Annotated in this window: 12 protein-coding genes; 2 read left to right on the plus strand and 10 right to left on the minus strand. The window is 35.5% G+C overall.

Features of this window, described 5'->3' with window-relative positions:
• Positions 1 to 2: 2 nt before the first annotated feature.
• From AC6CHK_RS00370 to AC6CHK_RS00405, 8 genes are all read right to left on the minus strand, one after another.
• A complete protein-coding gene (locus tag AC6CHK_RS00370) occupies positions 3 to 461 on the minus strand; it encodes a heme-binding domain-containing protein (protein WP_498092482.1) in 459 nt (152 codons plus the stop codon).
• A complete protein-coding gene (locus AC6CHK_RS00375) occupies positions 461 to 2221 on the minus strand; it encodes an Ig-like domain-containing domain (protein ID WP_498092483.1) in 1761 nt (586 codons plus the stop codon). Before AC6CHK_RS00375 ends, AC6CHK_RS00370 begins: the two co-directional genes overlap by 1 nt.
• Before the next feature lie 25 nt (positions 2222 to 2246).
• Positions 2247 to 3509: a serine hydrolase domain-containing protein gene (locus tag AC6CHK_RS00380; RefSeq protein WP_498092484.1), complete on the minus strand. Its 1263-nt coding sequence runs from the start codon at positions 3507 to 3509 to the stop codon at positions 2247 to 2249.
• Positions 3510 to 3602: 93 nt separating this feature from the next.
• Positions 3603 to 4553 (minus strand): 2-hydroxyacid dehydrogenase, encoded by a 951-nt coding sequence (locus AC6CHK_RS00385; protein WP_498092486.1) that lies wholly within the window; start codon positions 4551 to 4553, stop codon positions 3603 to 3605.
• Between the two features lie 30 nt (positions 4554 to 4583).
• Positions 4584 to 5105, minus strand: coding sequence for an acyl-CoA thioesterase (locus AC6CHK_RS00390; RefSeq protein ID WP_498092488.1), 522 nt, complete (start codon positions 5103 to 5105; stop codon positions 4584 to 4586).
• Positions 5093 to 5851 carry a hypothetical protein gene (locus AC6CHK_RS00395; RefSeq protein WP_498092490.1) on the minus strand — a complete coding sequence of 253 codons (759 nt, stop codon included), beginning with the start codon at positions 5849 to 5851 and terminating at the stop codon, positions 5093 to 5095. Before AC6CHK_RS00395 ends, AC6CHK_RS00390 begins: the two co-directional genes overlap by 13 nt.
• 135 nt (positions 5852 to 5986) lie before the next feature.
• On the minus strand, positions 5987 to 8092 hold the full coding sequence (locus AC6CHK_RS00400; RefSeq protein WP_498092491.1) for a TonB-dependent receptor: 2106 nt from the start codon (positions 8090 to 8092) through the stop codon (positions 5987 to 5989).
• A 172-nt stretch (positions 8093 to 8264) separates the two neighbouring features.
• On the minus strand, positions 8265 to 9026 hold the full coding sequence (locus AC6CHK_RS00405) for a WG repeat-containing protein (protein ID WP_498092493.1): 762 nt from the start codon (positions 9024 to 9026) through the stop codon (positions 8265 to 8267).
• A 152-nt stretch (positions 9027 to 9178) separates the two neighbouring features.
• Here AC6CHK_RS00405 and AC6CHK_RS00410 point away from each other — a divergent pair, with 152 nt between their 5' ends.
• Together AC6CHK_RS00410 and AC6CHK_RS00415 are read left to right on the plus strand one after the other, a co-directional pair.
• A complete protein-coding gene (locus AC6CHK_RS00410; protein ID WP_498092495.1) occupies positions 9179 to 11446 on the plus strand; it encodes an aconitate hydratase in 2268 nt (755 codons plus the stop codon).
• A gap of 116 nt (positions 11447 to 11562) precedes the next feature.
• Positions 11563 to 13785: an outer membrane beta-barrel protein gene (locus AC6CHK_RS00415; protein ID WP_498092497.1), complete on the plus strand. Its 2223-nt coding sequence runs from the start codon at positions 11563 to 11565 to the stop codon at positions 13783 to 13785.
• 69 nt (positions 13786 to 13854) lie between these two features.
• Here AC6CHK_RS00415 and AC6CHK_RS00420 read toward each other — a convergent pair whose 3' ends face one another.
• Positions 13855 to 16332, minus strand: coding sequence for a fibronectin type III domain-containing protein (locus tag AC6CHK_RS00420; protein ID WP_498092499.1), 2478 nt, complete (start codon positions 16330 to 16332; stop codon positions 13855 to 13857).
• Between the two features lie 241 nt (positions 16333 to 16573).
• Complete coding sequence (locus AC6CHK_RS00425) at positions 16574 to 18679, minus strand: NIDO-like domain-containing protein (protein WP_498092501.1); 2106 nt, start codon at positions 18677 to 18679, stop codon at positions 16574 to 16576.
• Between the last annotated feature and the right edge of the window lie 73 nt (positions 18680 to 18752).

The raw sequence follows: 18752 nt of genomic DNA on the forward strand, positions 1-18752 counted from the left end.
ACTTAATAGTTTTTTGACGCCAGTATTTCTTGGAAATAATTGATCAGCAAAGTTCTTTCAGCTTCGGATAAATTAGACTTTTCATGATAAATAATGTATGCCGGCAAGGGCATCGTCTTATTTTGTAATGTCTGAATAGATTTCTTAAGCATGTTTTCTTTCAGATCATTATTATACGTTTTCCAGACAGAGAAATTAAGATGTTCTCTTCCTTCATTCACATGACTTTTTACAGACCATGAAAAAGGGGCAATATATGCATATTTCGGATAAACCGTTTCATCGGAATGGCAATCGTAACACGCATTTTTAAGCAACTCAGCAACTTTGGGAGGAGACTTTTTTACATCAATAAAATTAATTGATTTATTGATCGGTTTATTGATTTTATTTGTCGGAAAAAACTGTATCAAAGCAAAAAAAACAAGACTCCAGAAAACTACTTTTTTGAATACTTTCATTATCTGTTTCGTTGAAGTTGTCCTGTATTATTCAATCTTGATGGATTATTAAGATTCGAATTTGTATCATTCAGAAGCGTGTTGTTCTCAATATCTTCTGTTTGGCTTGGCTTGGCTTTAGCTTTTATTCCTTCAAACGTTCTGGTATCTTTCAGATCCCAATCTTCTTTGGTTTCCCACAAAGGCCTTGCAATAACCATTTTATAATAGACATAAGAATCTTCGGCAAAGGTCTGATTTACAAAATCTGCTTCATCCCAATGTTTATTGTCGTTGTTATCCACCAAAATTCTTACAATATATTCACCCGGTTTTACAATATCAAATTCCACATTGTTTCCGCTTGCATATTTTTGATAAACCGCTTTTTCAGATGAATCAAGCAATTGAAGCCAATATTTTGTTTCAGGCGCGTTGAGAAGTGTAAATTTTAAACTTCCATAATTTTCAACTTTATCAACTTCAAAATCAAAACGCTTTGATTGCGCATTTTGTGCATAATAAGATGAAACCGTCTCTTTTGGAACCGTCAACTGATATTTTTTTCCAACAATAAAATCTGAATTTACCAATATTTGATAAGGATTTGTTTCAGAAATTTTAGCGGTAAACTCCTGAGTTGTCAAGCTATCGCTTTTTAAAGTCCATTTTTCAGGATTTATTTTATCTATAATATAGTTGGAAGTTATTCTAAAATCAGTTTTTGGAGGAAGCATATTTCCGCCGTTATCGGCATTAATATCCATCGCATTTTTTGTATTGTATTTATAAAATATCGATGTTGAATCTTTTCTGTTGTCGGCTTCATAACCAAATCTTAAGTTTTCAGTTACCGTTTGCCCGATATTGCTTTTCACAGCATCAAACCAAATACTTACAGAATCTGATTTTGGACGGTGCGTCACTTTATAATCCTGCAGTTTTTCGTTTAACGAAGATACTTTTACTTCAGAAGGATTTCCCTCAAAAGCCATGAGAATTCCGCCGGGAATTTCTTTCAATTCAGGTTTTTTAAATGGTTTTTTCGACGGATATAGTTTCAAATTCAAACCTGAAATCGATTTTTCAACATTTACCGTATCTTTTTGAAAGCCTATTTTCTCTTTTCCCGGATCATAAATTGAATTTTCATTATCATCATCAAAAGCAATGATTTTATATTTTCCCGGAGCTAGATAATTGAGCTCATAATATCCATCATCATCTACTTTGGTGATATAATATGGCTTCTGCTTATAATCCATCGTATCTTTCAGCTGATACAATCCGACTACCATTTTATTTTCGTTGCTGTTTTGTTTTACGATAGCCAATGCATCTTTTACTTCGCCACTTATGTATAAATCGTCTAGCTTTTCGCCTGTAGAAAAAGCAAAATTAAAATATCTTAAAATATTTGATTCGCTGTTATCTGCAATAGAATTTCCAAAATTAAAGTTGTACGTCGTATTGGCCTGAAGCGTGTCAGACCATTGAATAATCAGATATTTATTGGCAATATTTGAAGGAAGAATTCTTTTGATATTCTTTATTGGCGGAGAAATATTCAGGTTTTTATAGACGTCTTTCAATGTGATATATTCATCAAAATCAATTCTTAATTCTTTGATATCTCTTCTCACATTTACTCTTGTAGTGTCAATATTTGAGCTTAAAAACTTCGGCGCCAAAGTATCTTTCGGACCACCGACGGGCGAACCTACTCTTGCACAAGACTGAACAAGAAATCCGATAATGAATAGAATAAAAAATCTTTTCATGAAAATATTTGAGCAAAAATAAACATTATTCTCCAAAAACTTCATGTCCACCTTTCAAAGAGTCCTGATTATCATTCATTACGCTATGCAATTTATCTTTTTGAGAAGGAAAATCTTCAAACAATCCGGATAAAGCCAGTGCCGTATAAACACGTCCCGAATATTTGTTTCCAATGGCCACGATCGTCACTTTTGATTTTAAAAGATGTGCAAAAACAGAATTCGTTCCATGCCACCAACCATTATGATAAGTCAGTTTTTCACCATTATCAAAAATTTTCATCCGGAAGCCTAAGCCATAATTGTTCTGTCCTGCTTTTTCATTGCTGTATGGAGTGAAAACCATATCCATTAATTCCGGTTTTAAAAAGTTTTTTGAAAACATTGCTTTTGAAAAATTGTAAAGATCCCTTGGCGTGGTATACACATTTTTATCACCATAAATAAGATCTAATCTGTCTAAAGGATAAAGCTTGTTTCCACGATAAAAAAAAGATTGAGCCGCTGTCGGAATATCTTTTTCCTGAAAAATGTAAGTATTATTCATTTTCAGAGGCGTAAAAATCATTTCGTTCATCGCTTGTGGAAAAGGTGTTTTAGTAACTTTTTCGATCAGCAAAGCCAAAAGAGCGTAATTTGTATTGCAATACATAAAGCCGGTATCGGTTTCCCGTGCAAGATCAGGTTTATATTTAATGATCATATTGAGAACATCCTGATTCGTAATATAAGTCTTTGAAAGTTCCGCCGGCTCAGGCTTGATTTTATTGATAAAGTATTCATATTTCGGAAGTCCGCTTCTTTGATCCAATAAGGTTTGAACCGTCACATCAGGATAAGGAAATCCAGTAAAATATTGTGTCAGACGATCTGAAAGTTTTATTTTACCTGCTTCTACCAACTTCATCATCGCCATTGCCGTTAATGTTTTCGAAACGGAAGCTACATGCAAAGGTGTATTTTTATCAATCGCCATTTGGCTACCTTCCCGGGCAAAACCTCTGTAATTTTCGTACAAAATCTGATTGCCTTTTGCTATTAAAATTCCCCCGCTAAGGTCACTTCTTTCCCAAACTTTTTTGTAATACTGATCGATATAATTGATGATAAAGTCTTTATTTGAAAGATTACCGTCAGCAGGTGAAAATACTTTACCCAAATCTACATTTCCGTAGTTGGGAAGATTGGTTGTGTTTTCTGTGACAGATTCTTTGTTTTCGGCTTTGTTTTTACAGGAAAAAAGAAATAAAAAAAAGGTTGTAATCAATACAAAAGTAAGCTTCTTCATGAGTTTCAAAAATGACTGGCAATTTAATAAAACTCAAAATAAATCGGGAAATATGTTTATAAATTATGAATTATTTAACACAATTGTAAAATTTTAGGTGAAAGAATGAATAATTTTATCTACAATTACCTGCGCCAGCTTTTCTTTGCTTTGATGCGTCCAACCTGCAATGTGAGGTGTTACGATTACTTTTTCGGAGTTTAAAAGATACTTTAAATATTCATTTTCTTTTATGCTGAGCGAAGTCGAAGTATCAAGATTTTCAAAAGATGGCTTTTCATATTCTAAAACATCCAGACAAGCGCCTTTTATTTTTCCTTCTTCTAAAGCTTCAACTAAACTTTTCGTTTCCACATTTTTTCCTCTTGCTGTGTTGACGAAATAAAAGTTGTTTTTCATTTCCGAAATGAATTTTGCATCAATTAAATAATGCGTTTCAGCAGTTAAAGGAATATGTAAACTTAGAATTTCAGCTTTTTCTTTTAATTCTTCTAAAGAAACCTGCGTTGCAAACTCATCAGAAAGATCAGGCAAAATATCATGGAAAATCACTTTACAGCCAAAGCCTGAAAATCTTTTTGCGGTTGCTTTTCCCATGTTTCCGTAACCGATAAGACCGATGGTTTTTCCTAATAATTCGTCACCGCGATTTTCTTCGCGCAGCCAAATGCCATTTTTTACTTCTTTTGACGCAATAAAAAGTCGATTCATCAAAATCAAAAGCATTCCGACAACATGCTCGGCAACAGAATCCCGGTTTCCTTCCGGAGAATTGATAAGCTGAATACCTAATTTTTCGGCAATAGGAATATCAATATTTTCCATTCCCGCTCCAACTCTTGCGATAAACTTCAGGTTTTTTCCTTTCTCTAAAAAATTTTCATCTAAAGGAATTCTGCTTCTGATAATCACGCCGTCGTAATTTTCAATCTTATCACAAACCTCATCATAAGGAGAAGTAAAATCTTCTTCCAAAATAAAATTTTGTGCTAAAAGCTGTTCGGTAATGAGAGGATGATTTTTATCTAAAAGGAGAATCTTCATAAAGCAGAAGTTTTGGCTAATTATGAAACTCTAAGAAGGCTCTTGGAAAAGCTTTTTCAGTTCCACAGATTCCTGAGGTTTCATCCTTCCGGAAAGAATTAATGAAAGCTCTTTTCTTCTCAAAGCTGCATCATATCTTTCTTTTTCAAGCTCTGTTTCAGGCTCCATTTCAGGAATTGGGATCGGTCTGTTGAATTCGTCAACCGCCACAAAAGTATAAATTCCTTTATTGGTCTGTATTTTTTTATGATTAATAGGATCATCCAACCAAACATCCACATAAATCTCCATAGAAGTTGAAAATGCGCGGGAAACTTTAGATTCCATTACCACAATTCCGCCTTCGGGAATAGGATGATCAAACGAAACATGATTTACAGAAGCCGTTACAACTCTTCTTTCGCAATGTCTTGTTGCAGAAATCGAAGCGCAACGATCCATTCTTGCCAGCAATTCGCCTCCAAAAAGGTTCCTCAACTGATTGGTATCATTGGGAAGAACGATATTCGTCATTATCGTAAGAGATTCTGACGCTTTTTTTATTTTTGCCATTTTGATTTTGATTTTTGAGTTGCCTTTGGTTTGGCAAGTGTTTTAGACGATCTTATGATCGAATCTTTTCTTAAGGAATCCGTTTTTACAGAATCTGAAACTTTTATCTGAGCAGAATCTGTCTTTACAGGAATTTTGTTCTCAATTCTTTTTGTTTTCGTCTGCACCGATACATCATCAAAAGATTTTTTTCCGAAAAGAATTTCTTTTTGTGTATAAGCCAAATAAAGCATTCCCAAAACCGGAACAATAAAAAGGAAGATCCAAAGAATAGATTTGTTGAATTTATAGTCTTTTTCAGAATTTTCGGGACTTTCTATTTTTTCACCTTTATTAATATCCGAAAAGCGAATTTCTTCCAGTCCGTAAAAATCCGGATGATCAGATTCGAGACGGTTTCCTTTGAAATGAAGATTTCCGTCCTCAATAAAAATGGCTCCAATATTCTGGATTTCCAGATGCTGATCCGCCTGAAGTTTTTTCTTCCAAAAATCAGTTTGTATCTGCAATTCGTTTTCTGCGGCTTCTTTTGAAACTCCTTTCCTGTCGCTTATAAAATTGACCAAATCATCTGATAAAACCTGATAATCAGAATGAAAGACAATTTTTGTAGAAGGCGGAAGTATGCTTCCGTTTTCGGAATTGATGACGGCTTTAGAATTTTCCAGGGAAAACACACCAAACATTGGAACGGCAGCCGTTCCAAATTGTTTCAGATAATCTAAAATGTAAGCTGAAATATTCATTTGGTGGCAAATTTATAACTTTTTCATGACTTTTTGAGACATTTATTTCAACGAAAAAGACTGCCGAAACAGTCTTCAAAAATTTAATTCAACATTTTACGATAATATGGTTTAGGTAAAATATTCTGATGATAATTACTGAATTTTCCAGCTGATTCCAAACATAAAGTTGGTCCCTGCCTGAGAAAAGTAAATCGGATTTGCATCATAAACATATCCGTTGTTTATATATTTCTGATTAAAAATATTATTGACCAAAAGCTTCAAAGCAACATCATGTTTAGCAATTTTAAATTGATATTGCGCATTAAAATCGGTCAGAAGATAATCTTTCAGTTGCAAGTTTTCAGTTTCTGTATTGTCTAAATATTGTTTTCCGACGTATTGATTCATTAAAGCGAACTGGAAATTTTTTGTAGGATTAAATTTCAGGCTCAAATTGGCAATTACGTTTGGTGAGAAAGAGATTTCGGTATTTCCCAATTCATTAATTCCTTCTTCATTTTCAATTCTAAAATCGAGGTTTCTGTTTTGGCTTAAACTTACGTTTCCGGAAATTTCCCACTGTTTTGAAAGTTTTGCCAAAGCACCAACTTCAACACCTCTTCTGTAGCTCTTTCCGGAATTTGTTCTGATAAATTCTCCGATATTACTTATCTGTCCGTTTAAAACCAACTGATTCAGATAATACATATAATAAAGATTGGCCGTAAAAGCCATTTTACCAAATTGCTTTTCTATTCCTGCTTCAAAATCGTGGAGTTTTTCAGATTTTACATCATTATTAGCGATTAAATCGTCACGATTCGGCTCGCGTTGCGCGTGCGCATAAGACACAAATACTTTTCCGCTTCCGATTTTGTAATTGATTCCTGCTTTCGGATTAAAAAACAACCAGTTTTTCTTAAGATTTGCACCTTCATCATCTCCTTCCATCAAGATTTTTGTATCGTAATCGATATTTCTTAATTGTAAATCTCCAAAGAATTCGAAATCATTTACTTTAACTAAAGCTTTAGCAAATCCTGCAACTTCATTTTTCACCGAACGGTTTCTGTAATATTCGTGCTGCGGAATTTGAGGCACAAAAACATCTTTTACATTTCCGTAATGTCTTCCGTAATATTGATTTCCGACAACTCCGAAATTCAGATCCAGATTTTCAAATTTTCCGTATAAAGTTGACACAATTCCGTAGAAATCGTTGTTCAGCCATTTTTTTCTGATAAAATCTGAATATTCTTCACCATTAAAATCTGGCAAATTATATCTTGAATACGGATCGCCTTGCTTATAATTTTCGTAATATCCTCTTCCTTTTGTGTAATGCAAAGTGGTTTCTAAGTTCCATTTTTCATTTAAGCCTTGTTCCCAAAGCAATTGATAATGGTTTTGTCTGTAGTTATCGGTTTCATTATCATAAAATCCGACAATATTTTCCCAGTTTGCATCATAAATTGCTCCTGACAAATTGGTTTTCGGACTTGTTTCCCAGGTTTGTCTGTCAATTCCGTTCCAGGCTTGATACGTTTTTTCTTTTCCGCCAAAAGCCATTAAGCGAAGTTTCGTTTTACCTTCTTCAAATAAAGCGGTGAAATTATAAGAATTTAAATCTGAAAAAGCTCTGTCAATATATCCGTCTGAATGAATATTGGTATATCTTCCCATTACAGAAAGTCGGTTTTTCCAGAATTTTCCGGAACCAACTTCTGCTGAATATTTGTAAGTGTTAAAAGATCCGTAACTGTCATCTGTTTTGAAATAAAACTTTTCTTCAGGTTCTTTTGAAATCACATTGATGCTCGCTCCAAAAGCAGAAACTCCATTATTGGAAGTTCCGACTCCTCTTTGGATCACAATTTGTGATGCCGAGCTCGTCAAATCCGGAACATTGACAAAAAAAGTTCCCTGACTTTCAGAATCATTGAACGGGACGCCATTCATCATCACATTAATTCCTCTTCCGGCAACACCACGAATTCTAAATCCCGTGTATCCAACACCATTTCCGGCATCAGAAGTCGAAATAATAGAAGTTTGATTTTTTAAAAGAATCGGTAAATCCTGCCCGAGATTTCTGCTGTCAAGATCTTTCTGTACATTGATGATCTCTTTGGCAACAGGCAATCTTTTGGTAAAGTTGACAGCTTCAATTTCTCTGATTTTCAGAGAATCTGCGTTTTGAGTTTGCGCAAAACCCAAGGAACTTGCGGTAAGTCCTAAAAAAAATAATCCTTTCATTCTTATAAATTTTTAAAATTTAATGGAATAAAAGGGGATCGATAAGATATTATGATACAACATCCCTAAACAGCATTACCCGTTCCAGGTTCATTGGGTATAATCTCAGCCCCCATTGGAGCACCCCTTTAATTTCAGCGCGAAATTACAAAAATTAAATGATCCGCCAAACTTAATACGCTTTGTTGTTTGAATCAATATAATAATAGCTTTTGTCGTCTTTTGTTACTTCAAACATATTGGCTATTTTCCAGCTGAAGTTTCTTTTAATATCAGAATATTCAAACGGAATTATAATATTATTATTAACGTCAATCACCCCAAATTTGTCTTTGTACGAAGCAATAATCATGGGATTTGATAAGTCATTACCCTCCAGAATATGCAAATATTCATATTGCGGATAAATTTTGTATTGCTTGTAATCTGCCGGGTTTTCGAATTTTTCGTCTTCAATAATTCCGTAATGTCCATCTAATATATAAGCATGGAACAGCTGTTTTTTAAATTCTGTTTTACACTTTCCAAGATCCGAACTTTTATATTGATAAACTCTTTTACCGGATTTATTGATTCTGTAAGAAATATTATTCTTTTCCACGGTGGCAAAATCGGCTGTCCCGAATTTCCTTGCTTTTGGATTTGGAGAATTTAAAAGATTGCAATCTTGAGCAAAAAACATCGCAATATGATATTCCGGTTCGATGATAAATTCTCCCGCCTGATTAATATATCCAAATTTATCCGTCAGTTTTTGAGGAATCAGCAAAGGCACATCTTCATTAAGAATAATTAAATCATTTCCTTTTTCCTGTTTTACAGCTTGCTTCGGAAGACTTTTTTTAATATTTAACGTATTATTTTTCAAACTTTTAACTTGAGAAAATAGTATTGCCGATAAAAGGATAAAAATAAAACCAAAAACTTTCTTCATATTTACTTGCGTTCAAAATATCTGCCAAAAATAGAAAATATAAAATTCATATTTATAAAGAATCTAAATAATTTAGGCTTGAAAAAATATTAAAAATTCGTAATTTTGAGGACATTTTTAACTGTTTGATAATTTTAAAACGTTTTGGAGATATGACATTTGATATTGATATGATCAAAAAAGTGTACGAGCGTTATCCCGAAAGAGTCGCTGCGGCAAGACAAATTGTAGGGAAGCCTCTTACATTATCAGAAAAAATACTATACACTCACCTTTGGGGGGGCAATGCTACACAGGAGTATGAAAGAGGAAATTCTTATGTGGATTTTGCTCCGGACAGAGTAGCAATGCAGGATGCAACTGCACAAATGGCACTTTTACAATTTATGCAGGCTGGAAGAGCAAAAGTAGCTGTTCCGTCAACTGCACACGCGGATCACTTGATTCAGGCGAAAGTAGGTGCCGATAAAGATTTACAGGAAGGAATCAATAAAAACTCTGAAGTTTTCAGCTTTTTAAGTTCTGTTTGCGATAAATATGGAATCGGTTTCTGGAAACCAGGAGCTGGTATCATTCACCAGGTTGTACTTGAAAATTATGCTTTCCCGGGAGGGATGATGATCGGAACCGACTCTCACACAGTAAATGCAGGAGGATTGGGAATGGTTGCTATCGGTGTCGGAGGTGCTGATGCGGTAGACGTAATGGCAGGAATGGCTTGGGAACTTAAAATGCCAAAATTAATCGGTGTAAAACTAACCGGTAAAATGAGCGGCTGGACTTCTGCAAAAGACGTTATCCTGAAAGTTGCAGGTATCCTTACCGTAAAAGGCGGAACAGGATGCATAGTAGAATATTTCGGAGAAGGAGCAGAATCTCTTTCAGCAACAGGTAAAGGAACAATCTGTAACATGGGTGCTGAAGTAGGAGCTACAACTTCTACTTTCGGATATGATGATTCAATGAGAAGATATCTGGCGGCAACCGGAAGACAAGACGTAGTAGATGCTGCGGATAAAGTTGCTGAACATTTAACAGGTGATGCTGAAGTATATGCAAACCCGGAACAATATTTTGATCAGGTAATTGAAATTAACCTTTCAGAATTGGCTCCGCACCTTAACGGACCTTTCACTCCGGATTTGGCAACGCCAGTTTCAGAATTCAAAGCTAAGGCAGAAGCAAACGGATGGCCTATTGAAGTAGAATGGGCTTTGATCGGATCTTGCACCAACTCTTCTTACGAGGACTTGTCAAGAGCAGCTTCTATCGTTGAAGATGCAGTAGCAAAAGGAGTAAAACCTAAAGCTATTTTAGGAATCAACCCAGGATCTGAGCAGGTAAAATTCACGGCAGAAAGAGACGGTTTTTTAGATTCTTTCAGAAAATTTGAAAACGCAAGAATTTTCACTAATGCTTGTGGACCTTGTATCGGACAATGGGATAGAGAAGGCGCTGAAAAAGGTGAGAAAAACTCTATCATCCACTCTTTCAACAGAAACTTTGCTAAAAGAGCAGATGGTAACCCAAATACTCATGCATTCGTAGCTTCTCCGGAAATGGTAGCTGCAGTTGCAATTTCGGGAAGGTTAGACTTTAACCCGATTACAGATACATTAACAGCCGAAAATGGCGAACAGGTAAGATTAAACGAGCCTCAAGGTTCTGAATTACCTGCAAGAGGTTTTGCTGTTGAAGATGCAGGATATCAAGCACCTTCTGAAGACGGATCTATTGTTCAGGTAAATGTAAGCCCTACTTCGGACAGACTTCAGCTATTAGAAGAATTCCCGGCTTGGGATGGTAAAAATATTACGGGAGCCAAACTTTTGATCAAAGCTTTCGGAAAGTGTACTACCGACCATATTTCAATGGCTGGGCCTTGGTTGAAATACAGAGGTCACCTTGATAATATTTCAAACAACATGTTGATCGGAGCTGTAAATGCTTTCAACATGGAAACCAATAACGTGAAAAACGTATTTACCGGAGAACACGGTGAAGTACCTTCTGTACAAAGAGCTTACAAAGCCGCTGGAGTACCTACAATTGTTGTGGGTGATCAAAACTACGGTGAAGGTTCTTCAAGAGAGCACGCTGCAATGGAGCCGAGACATCTTGGTGTAAAAGCAGTATTGGTAAAATCATTTGCAAGAATCCATGAAACTAACCTGAAAAAGCAAGGTATGTTGGGATTGACTTTTGCCAATGAAGAAGATTACGATAAAATTTTAGAAGATGATACGATCAACTTCTTAGATTTGGATCAGTTTGCTCCGGGAAAACAGTTGACTTTAGAATTTGTACATGCTGACGGAACCAAAGACATCATCATGGCAAACCATACTTACAATGCTCAACAGATTGACTGGTTTAAGGCAGGATCTGCTTTGAACTTAATTAAGCAACAGGAAAACTAAGATTAGATATTTTTTATATCTATTATAAATAAGCAAAAGCCTCACATTCGTGAGGCTTTTTTTGTAACAAAGTCTGTTTTTAAGCGTCTAACCGAATATTAGTAATAAAACCATTTATGAAAAAAACTATATTAGCGTTGTCTGTTTTAGGTTCAGTAATGACTTTTTCGCAGGAAAAAAACAATAATCAGGTAAAAGAAAAAGAAATTGAAGGTGTTGTCATTACCAAAACCAAAAAAGCTGTTGAACAGAAAGCAGACCGCACGATTTTTGACTTTTCGGAGCAGCCGCACCTCAACAACGGAAATGTTTTAGAAGGAATTAAAAAACTTCCGGGTTTGGTTTCTACAGACATTGCAGGAATGATGTATCAAGGGAAAATTTTGGACGTTTTCCTCAACGGAAGACCTTTAAATATTACTTCAAACGAGCTAAATTCTTTCTTGGAAGGAATGCCCGCAAATTCAGTTGACAGAATCGAAGTGATTACCCAACCCGGCGCAGAATTTCCTGCGACTTCGGGAGGCGCAATTATGAATATTATTACGAATAAAAACGCTAATAAATATTTAACTGCAACTTATTCAGGTAATTACAATTTTTCTAATGAAGATAAACTGAGAAACAGAACAAGCCACTCTTTAAACCTGAATGCAAGAAATAAATTGTTCGGATGGCAATTGAGCGTGGGACAAAATTACCGCGAAAGTAATCTTAATTCTAACCAGGACAATCTGATGTTTGCCAATACGGACAGAATCGGAAGAGGATATTTTGCAAAATCCGGTCTGACGTTTGATTTAGGAGAAGATCGATTGCTTTTGAATTATGATATTTACCATAATAAAAATGATAATTACACTTCGAGCAATGGTTTAGCTGATATTTTGGCAGAGATAAATCCTGACGTTTACAGAGAAGTACGTTTTGACGCTTATGACGCAGCAGAAACTAATAATCTTCGACAGGAAGGCGTAATAACTTATCAAAAACGTTTTGCTAATGACAAGTCAAAAAAACTTGATTTTCAATTTGGATATACGAAATCAGACAGCAAATTTGGACAGGATAATATTTTCAGGAAAGGTGTATTTACTGACAACAATCTAGGAGAAACTTATGATTTCAGCGCAGGAAGCGTTTTGGAAAACAGTTCAGATATGCGAATTGCCAACTTTAAAGTAGATTATTCTCAACCTTTAAAAATTCTTGATGAAGGAAAAGTAAGTTTTGGAGGTTTATATGAAAAGCAGAATTTTGACACCAAAAGCAAAGGCTTAACCAATCTGGAATATCAAAGACAAACGGCTTCCACTTATCTGGAGCTTCAGGCAAAACTAAAGAAATTTGATTTTATTGCCGGAGCAAGAGCTGAAAATTATGACATTTCGGGAGTTACAAGACGAGATAGTGCGAATGTAATTCTTCAGGATAATCTAATTCCTTTTAATAAGTTTAAAATTTTCCCGAATGCAAGCGTGCAGTACAATCTGATGAATCAGGTTTATGCAATGGTGAATTATAACAAAAAAATCAACCTTCCGAGCATTTCTGCACTGAATCCGAATAACAATACATTTCAGGGTCCAAATACTCAGGTGACAGGAAATCCTTTTCTTCAGCCAACAATATTTGATAATTATGAAGTGAAAATTTCTGCTTTTGATTATGCATTTATTGGCTACAGCGTGAGCAATGCAAAAAATCAGGTGGCGCAAATCATCAGAAGGGAAGGAAAAAATATCTTCAATGAGCAGGTGAATATTTCGAATCTGAAAATCCATAATTTCAATGTAGGATTGCCGATTCCGTTTATGGTTTTCACAAAACCATTGAGCGAAATCATGAAGTTTGATTTTAATCCTGACAAGATCAATTTTATGTATCTGTATGCAGGTTATCAGAAACACGATATCAATAACCTGAAAAACAATGGCTTTTGGATTTTTAATATTATGACGCAGATTTTATTACCTAAAGACATAAAACTGACCGCCAATTACAGCTATTTGACGCCAAGAGCGGGATATTTTTACTTTACTGCAGAAAAACCATTTAATAATTCTGTCGACATTACTTTAACTAAAAAGTTTTTGGATAATCGTTTAACAGTTTCCATCTTCGGAAATGACATTTTAAACGGGCAGGTGATGCAGATAAGAACGAATAATCCGACAGGCGGAGAAAGTCTGTTTATCCGCACAAAATATGACAGCAGAAACTTTGGGCTTTCTGTAAATTATAAAATTCCTACTAAAAATAAACTTGCCAAAGAAGACCCGAATATTCTTAAAAGCACCAAAAAAGAAGACGGAGGTTTGGTACCGCAAGTACAATAAACTTCTGCTAAATATAAAACAAAACCGACTCTGGACAACAGAGTCGGTTTTATATTAAATTAATAAATTTTACTTTTTAATCACTTTAATTGATTGTTGTAAACCGTTTTTCATATCCAAAATTAAAATATACATTCCTTGAGAAAGATCCTGTAATTGTAAAGCTGATTCCGGTTGATTGATATTTCTGATCAGTTTTCCTGAAGCATCCATAACTTTTATAGATTTTACCATTTCAGGTTTGCTGATATTTATTAATTCAGAGAATGGGTTTGGATAAGCTTTTACTATATCCTTTGCAATAGCTTCTGAAGTCGACAGTGTTTTTAATTCATAAGCTAAATTATCAATTGACAAACTGTTTGCCGGTGTTCCCGGGTTTCTTATTGCTAACTGTGTTACTCCTACAGGTAATACTGGGATATCAAATGAAAAAGGGGTAATAGTGTTCACTGCCGCAACACTAAATGTAGTTAGTTGCACAAAAGTATTTGTCGTATCTAAATAACCTATTTCTAGTATTCCACCCGCAGTTACCGAAGCTAAGGCATCAAATTTTAATCTGTAATTACCCGATTGTAATGTACTCATTTGAGGTAATGCAACATACGCAATCCTAGTCCCTGAAGTCCATAAATACAAAGTATTATTACCTGTAATGGTTGTACTACTTGAAATATGCCCTCCGTTGTTAGTTCCTAAGTTAGTCCAACAAGTTGGTAACACTCCTGCACTACCATTAGAAACCCCTGTATAAGCCTCAAAACCTTCAAAATACTCCCCTGGAAGTGCTGCACAATTTGTAGTAAAGCTGACAGCAGGAGTCCAACTGCTCTTATCCGTAGAACTACATACAGACCTTACCCATACAAAATAAGTACTAGCAGGTTGTAGCACACCCGATGGAGTAGATAAACCAGTAACAATCAAACTTGGAGTAGTAGCAGAAGTCGGCGCAACATTAGAAATTGAATAATAAACATCATAACCATTTGCAGGAGAAGATGATGAAGCACTCCATTGAATCATTGCAGATGTAGTTGTAATATTGCTAACAGATACATTGCTAGGTGGCAAACATGTAGGCATTACTTCCCAATATATATCATCCCAATAATGATTTGCGGTTGTAGCACCATTGTTTCTTATTGCTAATCTAGCATTAGATGGTACTGTTGCCGGAATACTAACTGTATATTCAGAGTTAAGGGCGGTATAACTTGTATTTGTAATATTAACTGTTTGGACATTTATAAATGTTGACGCATCTGTAGTATTAGTGACATATCCAACATCTAAAGCTCCAGTTCCAGAATTAACTCTAGCTTTGAACCTCAACCAATGAGTTCCTGCATTTACATTACTAAATTCCGGAAGTACAACGACAGTAGCATTAGCAGATGTAGATGTTGTCTGTAAAATATGTCTTGTTCCTGATGCCGGACTTGTTGAGCTGATACTTTGTGCAGTATTAGAGCCACCAACAATTCTTGTCCAACAATCGGGCACTATATTCCCTGTGGAATAGCTGTCAAAATTTTCAAACATTGAAGTCATTGGTCCACATAATGTTTTAAATGTATAAGGCCCTTTCCATACACTATTTCCATTAGCTCCTCCACAAACCGCTCTTATATAAAATTCATAATTTGTATTTGATGTAAGTGTGGTTGGGTTTAAAATATTGGTAGTAGTATTGCTGAATGTTGTGGGTAGTCCGCTTCCTGCTGGTTGAACAGCATAATCCCAAGACGTTTCAACACCTCCCGCTGTCCAACTGATGTTTACTCCATTTTGAGTAATTCCGGTAGTTGCTACATTAGTTGGTGCAGGACACAATACAGCATGATCAAACCCAATATAGGGTCTTCTTGAATTTCTTGAGGCTAATGAAGCAGGTAAAGTTCCTGTTGTATTGTTACTGTATTTGGTTTCTTCACCTGAAGTAGATCCACTTACACAAGGACTGGTATATTCATAAGACCAGGTAATTGCATTACTAGCTGTAGGATTGTTATATTCTAGAAAAACAGCTAAATTCTGAGTTCCGGAATAGGTAAAATTAGTAGTAAAAGGAATTTGCTTCCATCCTCCGCCTGTACCAATTAGAGGTGCCGGGTTCCCATCAAAAACCAATGTTGCACCTGTAGAAGCAGTTACCCAATCTAATGCTCCAGATCCCCAATCTGAATTGGAGACCTCCTTGAGATATACCTTGAGATTAGGAGTGCCCAATATACCAGTGCCATGCCCGGCTCCTGTGTGAAAATAAATGCTTGTGAGCGTTTGAGATGCTATCCCGGTAAGTTGGGTTGAAGGATAAATTGATGTAAGTCTGTTGGTAGCATTCGCGGTCGCAACTGTATACATCGGTCCGTAAGTATTACTTTGCGTTGTGCTAGGTAGATTTGAGCATACGCCAATTGTCCAAACTTGAGCTTTCATAGCTGCATGTCCTGCGGTCAGAAATGTGATTCCTAAAGCCAAATTCCTTAAGTGGGAATTAATTTTTTTAGGTACAGAAAAAAAATTGTAGAATTGTTTCATTTGTTTCTAGTTTTGAATGTAACAAATATAATATTTTTTTTAAATAAACAAACATATATTAATTACGCAGTAAAAATATCAAAAATACACGTTTCTAAAAAGATTATTTGTAACAAAAACAAACAATGATTAAAATTAACACAATGAGAATTTATACTGACTTTTTTATTTTTCAACTAACAACTCTAAAAACAAAGACCGACCTTAATAACAAGGCCGGTCTTATAAGTATTACAAAAATTTATTTTTTAATCACTTTAATTGATTGCTGTGAGTCGTTTTTCATTTCTAAAATCAAAATGTACATTCCTTGAGAAAGATCTTGTAATCTTAAAGTTGATTCCGGTTGATTGATATTTCTGATCAATTTTCCTGAAACATCCATAACTTTTATAGATTTTACCATTTCAGGCTTGCTGATATTTATTAATTCAGAGAATGGGTTTGGATAAACCTTGATTGTATCTTTAGTAACAGCCTCAGAAGTAGATAAACAAGCTACATCAACCGTAGCGGTTACCGTAGTTCTTGCAGATTCGCATCTTGTAGAGATTTTCCAATCATAGAAATAGTAATACAAATCATTACGTGGAGTATTATTAGGTGTAGAAGTTGTTGTACTGGTATTGATAGTTAGAACATTTGGAACCGTAAACGGATATGCATACCCTCCAGCCGGAACATTTGCAGAAGGATCAAAAAGCAGGCCGCTGATTCCTGTGAAACTTCTCATACGCAGTTTGTAGTTTGTTTCAGGAAAAATTCCAAAATCAAGATTTACAATATGAGGAACGGGCGATGAACTGTGAGAACCAACCACATTTTCTGTTTTTGTATGTAATATGTTCCCGTTACCATCTATTACATCTATAGTTACAGTTCCGGAAGCACCTGTGGCGCTTGTAGGATATATAGTCACGCTCTGTAATCTGAAAAAAGACAGGGCATCAAAAACCAATCCCATATTCGTTGTTCCTGATCCGTTTGACGGAGAATTATTAAATATATCTTTTCCTGTTGTAATATCAGCTTCTCCTGTAGACGCACTTACATAATAGTCGGTAGTCGTCGCTAAAGCAGGAGTTGTGTAAGAATTACCTGTATTGAGCAAATTACCTCCTGTTTGTGAATCATACCAATTTAAGGTAATTCCAGTAGCAGCAGTAACATTCAATGTTGCAGGCTGACCCGGACATACTGTAACGCCTGTCGTGGACAAAACAGGAGAAGGCGTGCACAAAGTTGTAAATTCTACAGGGTTCAATATCCAGATACTTTCATTACCAGCACCACAATTTGATCTTACCCAAACATAATATTTAGTCAATGCAGCCAACTGATCGATCATATAAGAAGTTCCCTGCACGTTCTGATAAGAAGGTGCGGTTGTAGAAGTTGGCGGCGTATTGCTTGTGCTGTAATAAATATCATATCCTGTGGGATTTGACGAAGATAAAGGCCAAGATATTGAAGCAGTATTGGTTGTGTAAGAATCTATACTAAGGCCTTTTGGTGTATAACAGTTCGGCGGAGTCCATGTGTAGGTGAAACCTGCCCCAGGCATTCCAGGTAAGGCATTCACAGTGTTGTACGCTTGCTGGCTGTTATTTGCTGTTCCTGGAGTCGAATTAGTAAAAGCAGTAGCTATGGTATTAACTCTATTATTATAATCTAAATTGTTGCTTCCCCTTAATCCAACCTGAGCAGTTAAACCTATAGCAGTATTTCCTACAAGATAAGTTCCACTGTCATAAACAACTTTTATAGTATTTGATGTTTCCTGCAGTCTGATCTGGAACGAGAAAACGTAAATATTTGTTGTTGAAGGTGTAGAATTTGGCCTGAAATTTTTCCATTGAATTACTATTTCTCTATTAGGCGCAACACCCAAAGTTTCCCAGCTTATTTCTCCTGTTGCTCCGTTAATATCAAAGACAGAATTAATATTCCTTCCCCATGCGGCAACGGCGCCATCATAAGATGTAGTTCCGGAAATAGGCAATGTATATGTCGTTGCAGGCGCATTTGTTCCAAACGTTATAAACCCGTTGGTAGATACATTAATAGTATTTTGTGGAATTTCGTTAAAAATAAAGTTAAAAGGCAAAGTAACAGGATAAATATCACTGTCGAGATTGCCGCTTGCGTCATTTCCCGAAGCCAATCCTAAAACCGTCCCCGTAGTAATTGGAATATAAGTTCCTGCTGATTGTACAAAACTGTAAGCACTTACTTGTGCATTAAAAGATTGTTGCCATCCTAAGAAAAAAGCAAAATATAAAGCTGCATTTTTCAAATCGTTTGTAAACTTTCTGTTTTTAAAAAGAAGTTTGTAAAATTGTTTCATTCATAAAGATTTAATGCTGACAATTTTACAATTTATTCCCAATAAATAATGATTTATAAGTTTACAATATTAT

The sequence above is a fragment of the Chryseobacterium sp. GQ58 genome (assembly GCF_059758895.1).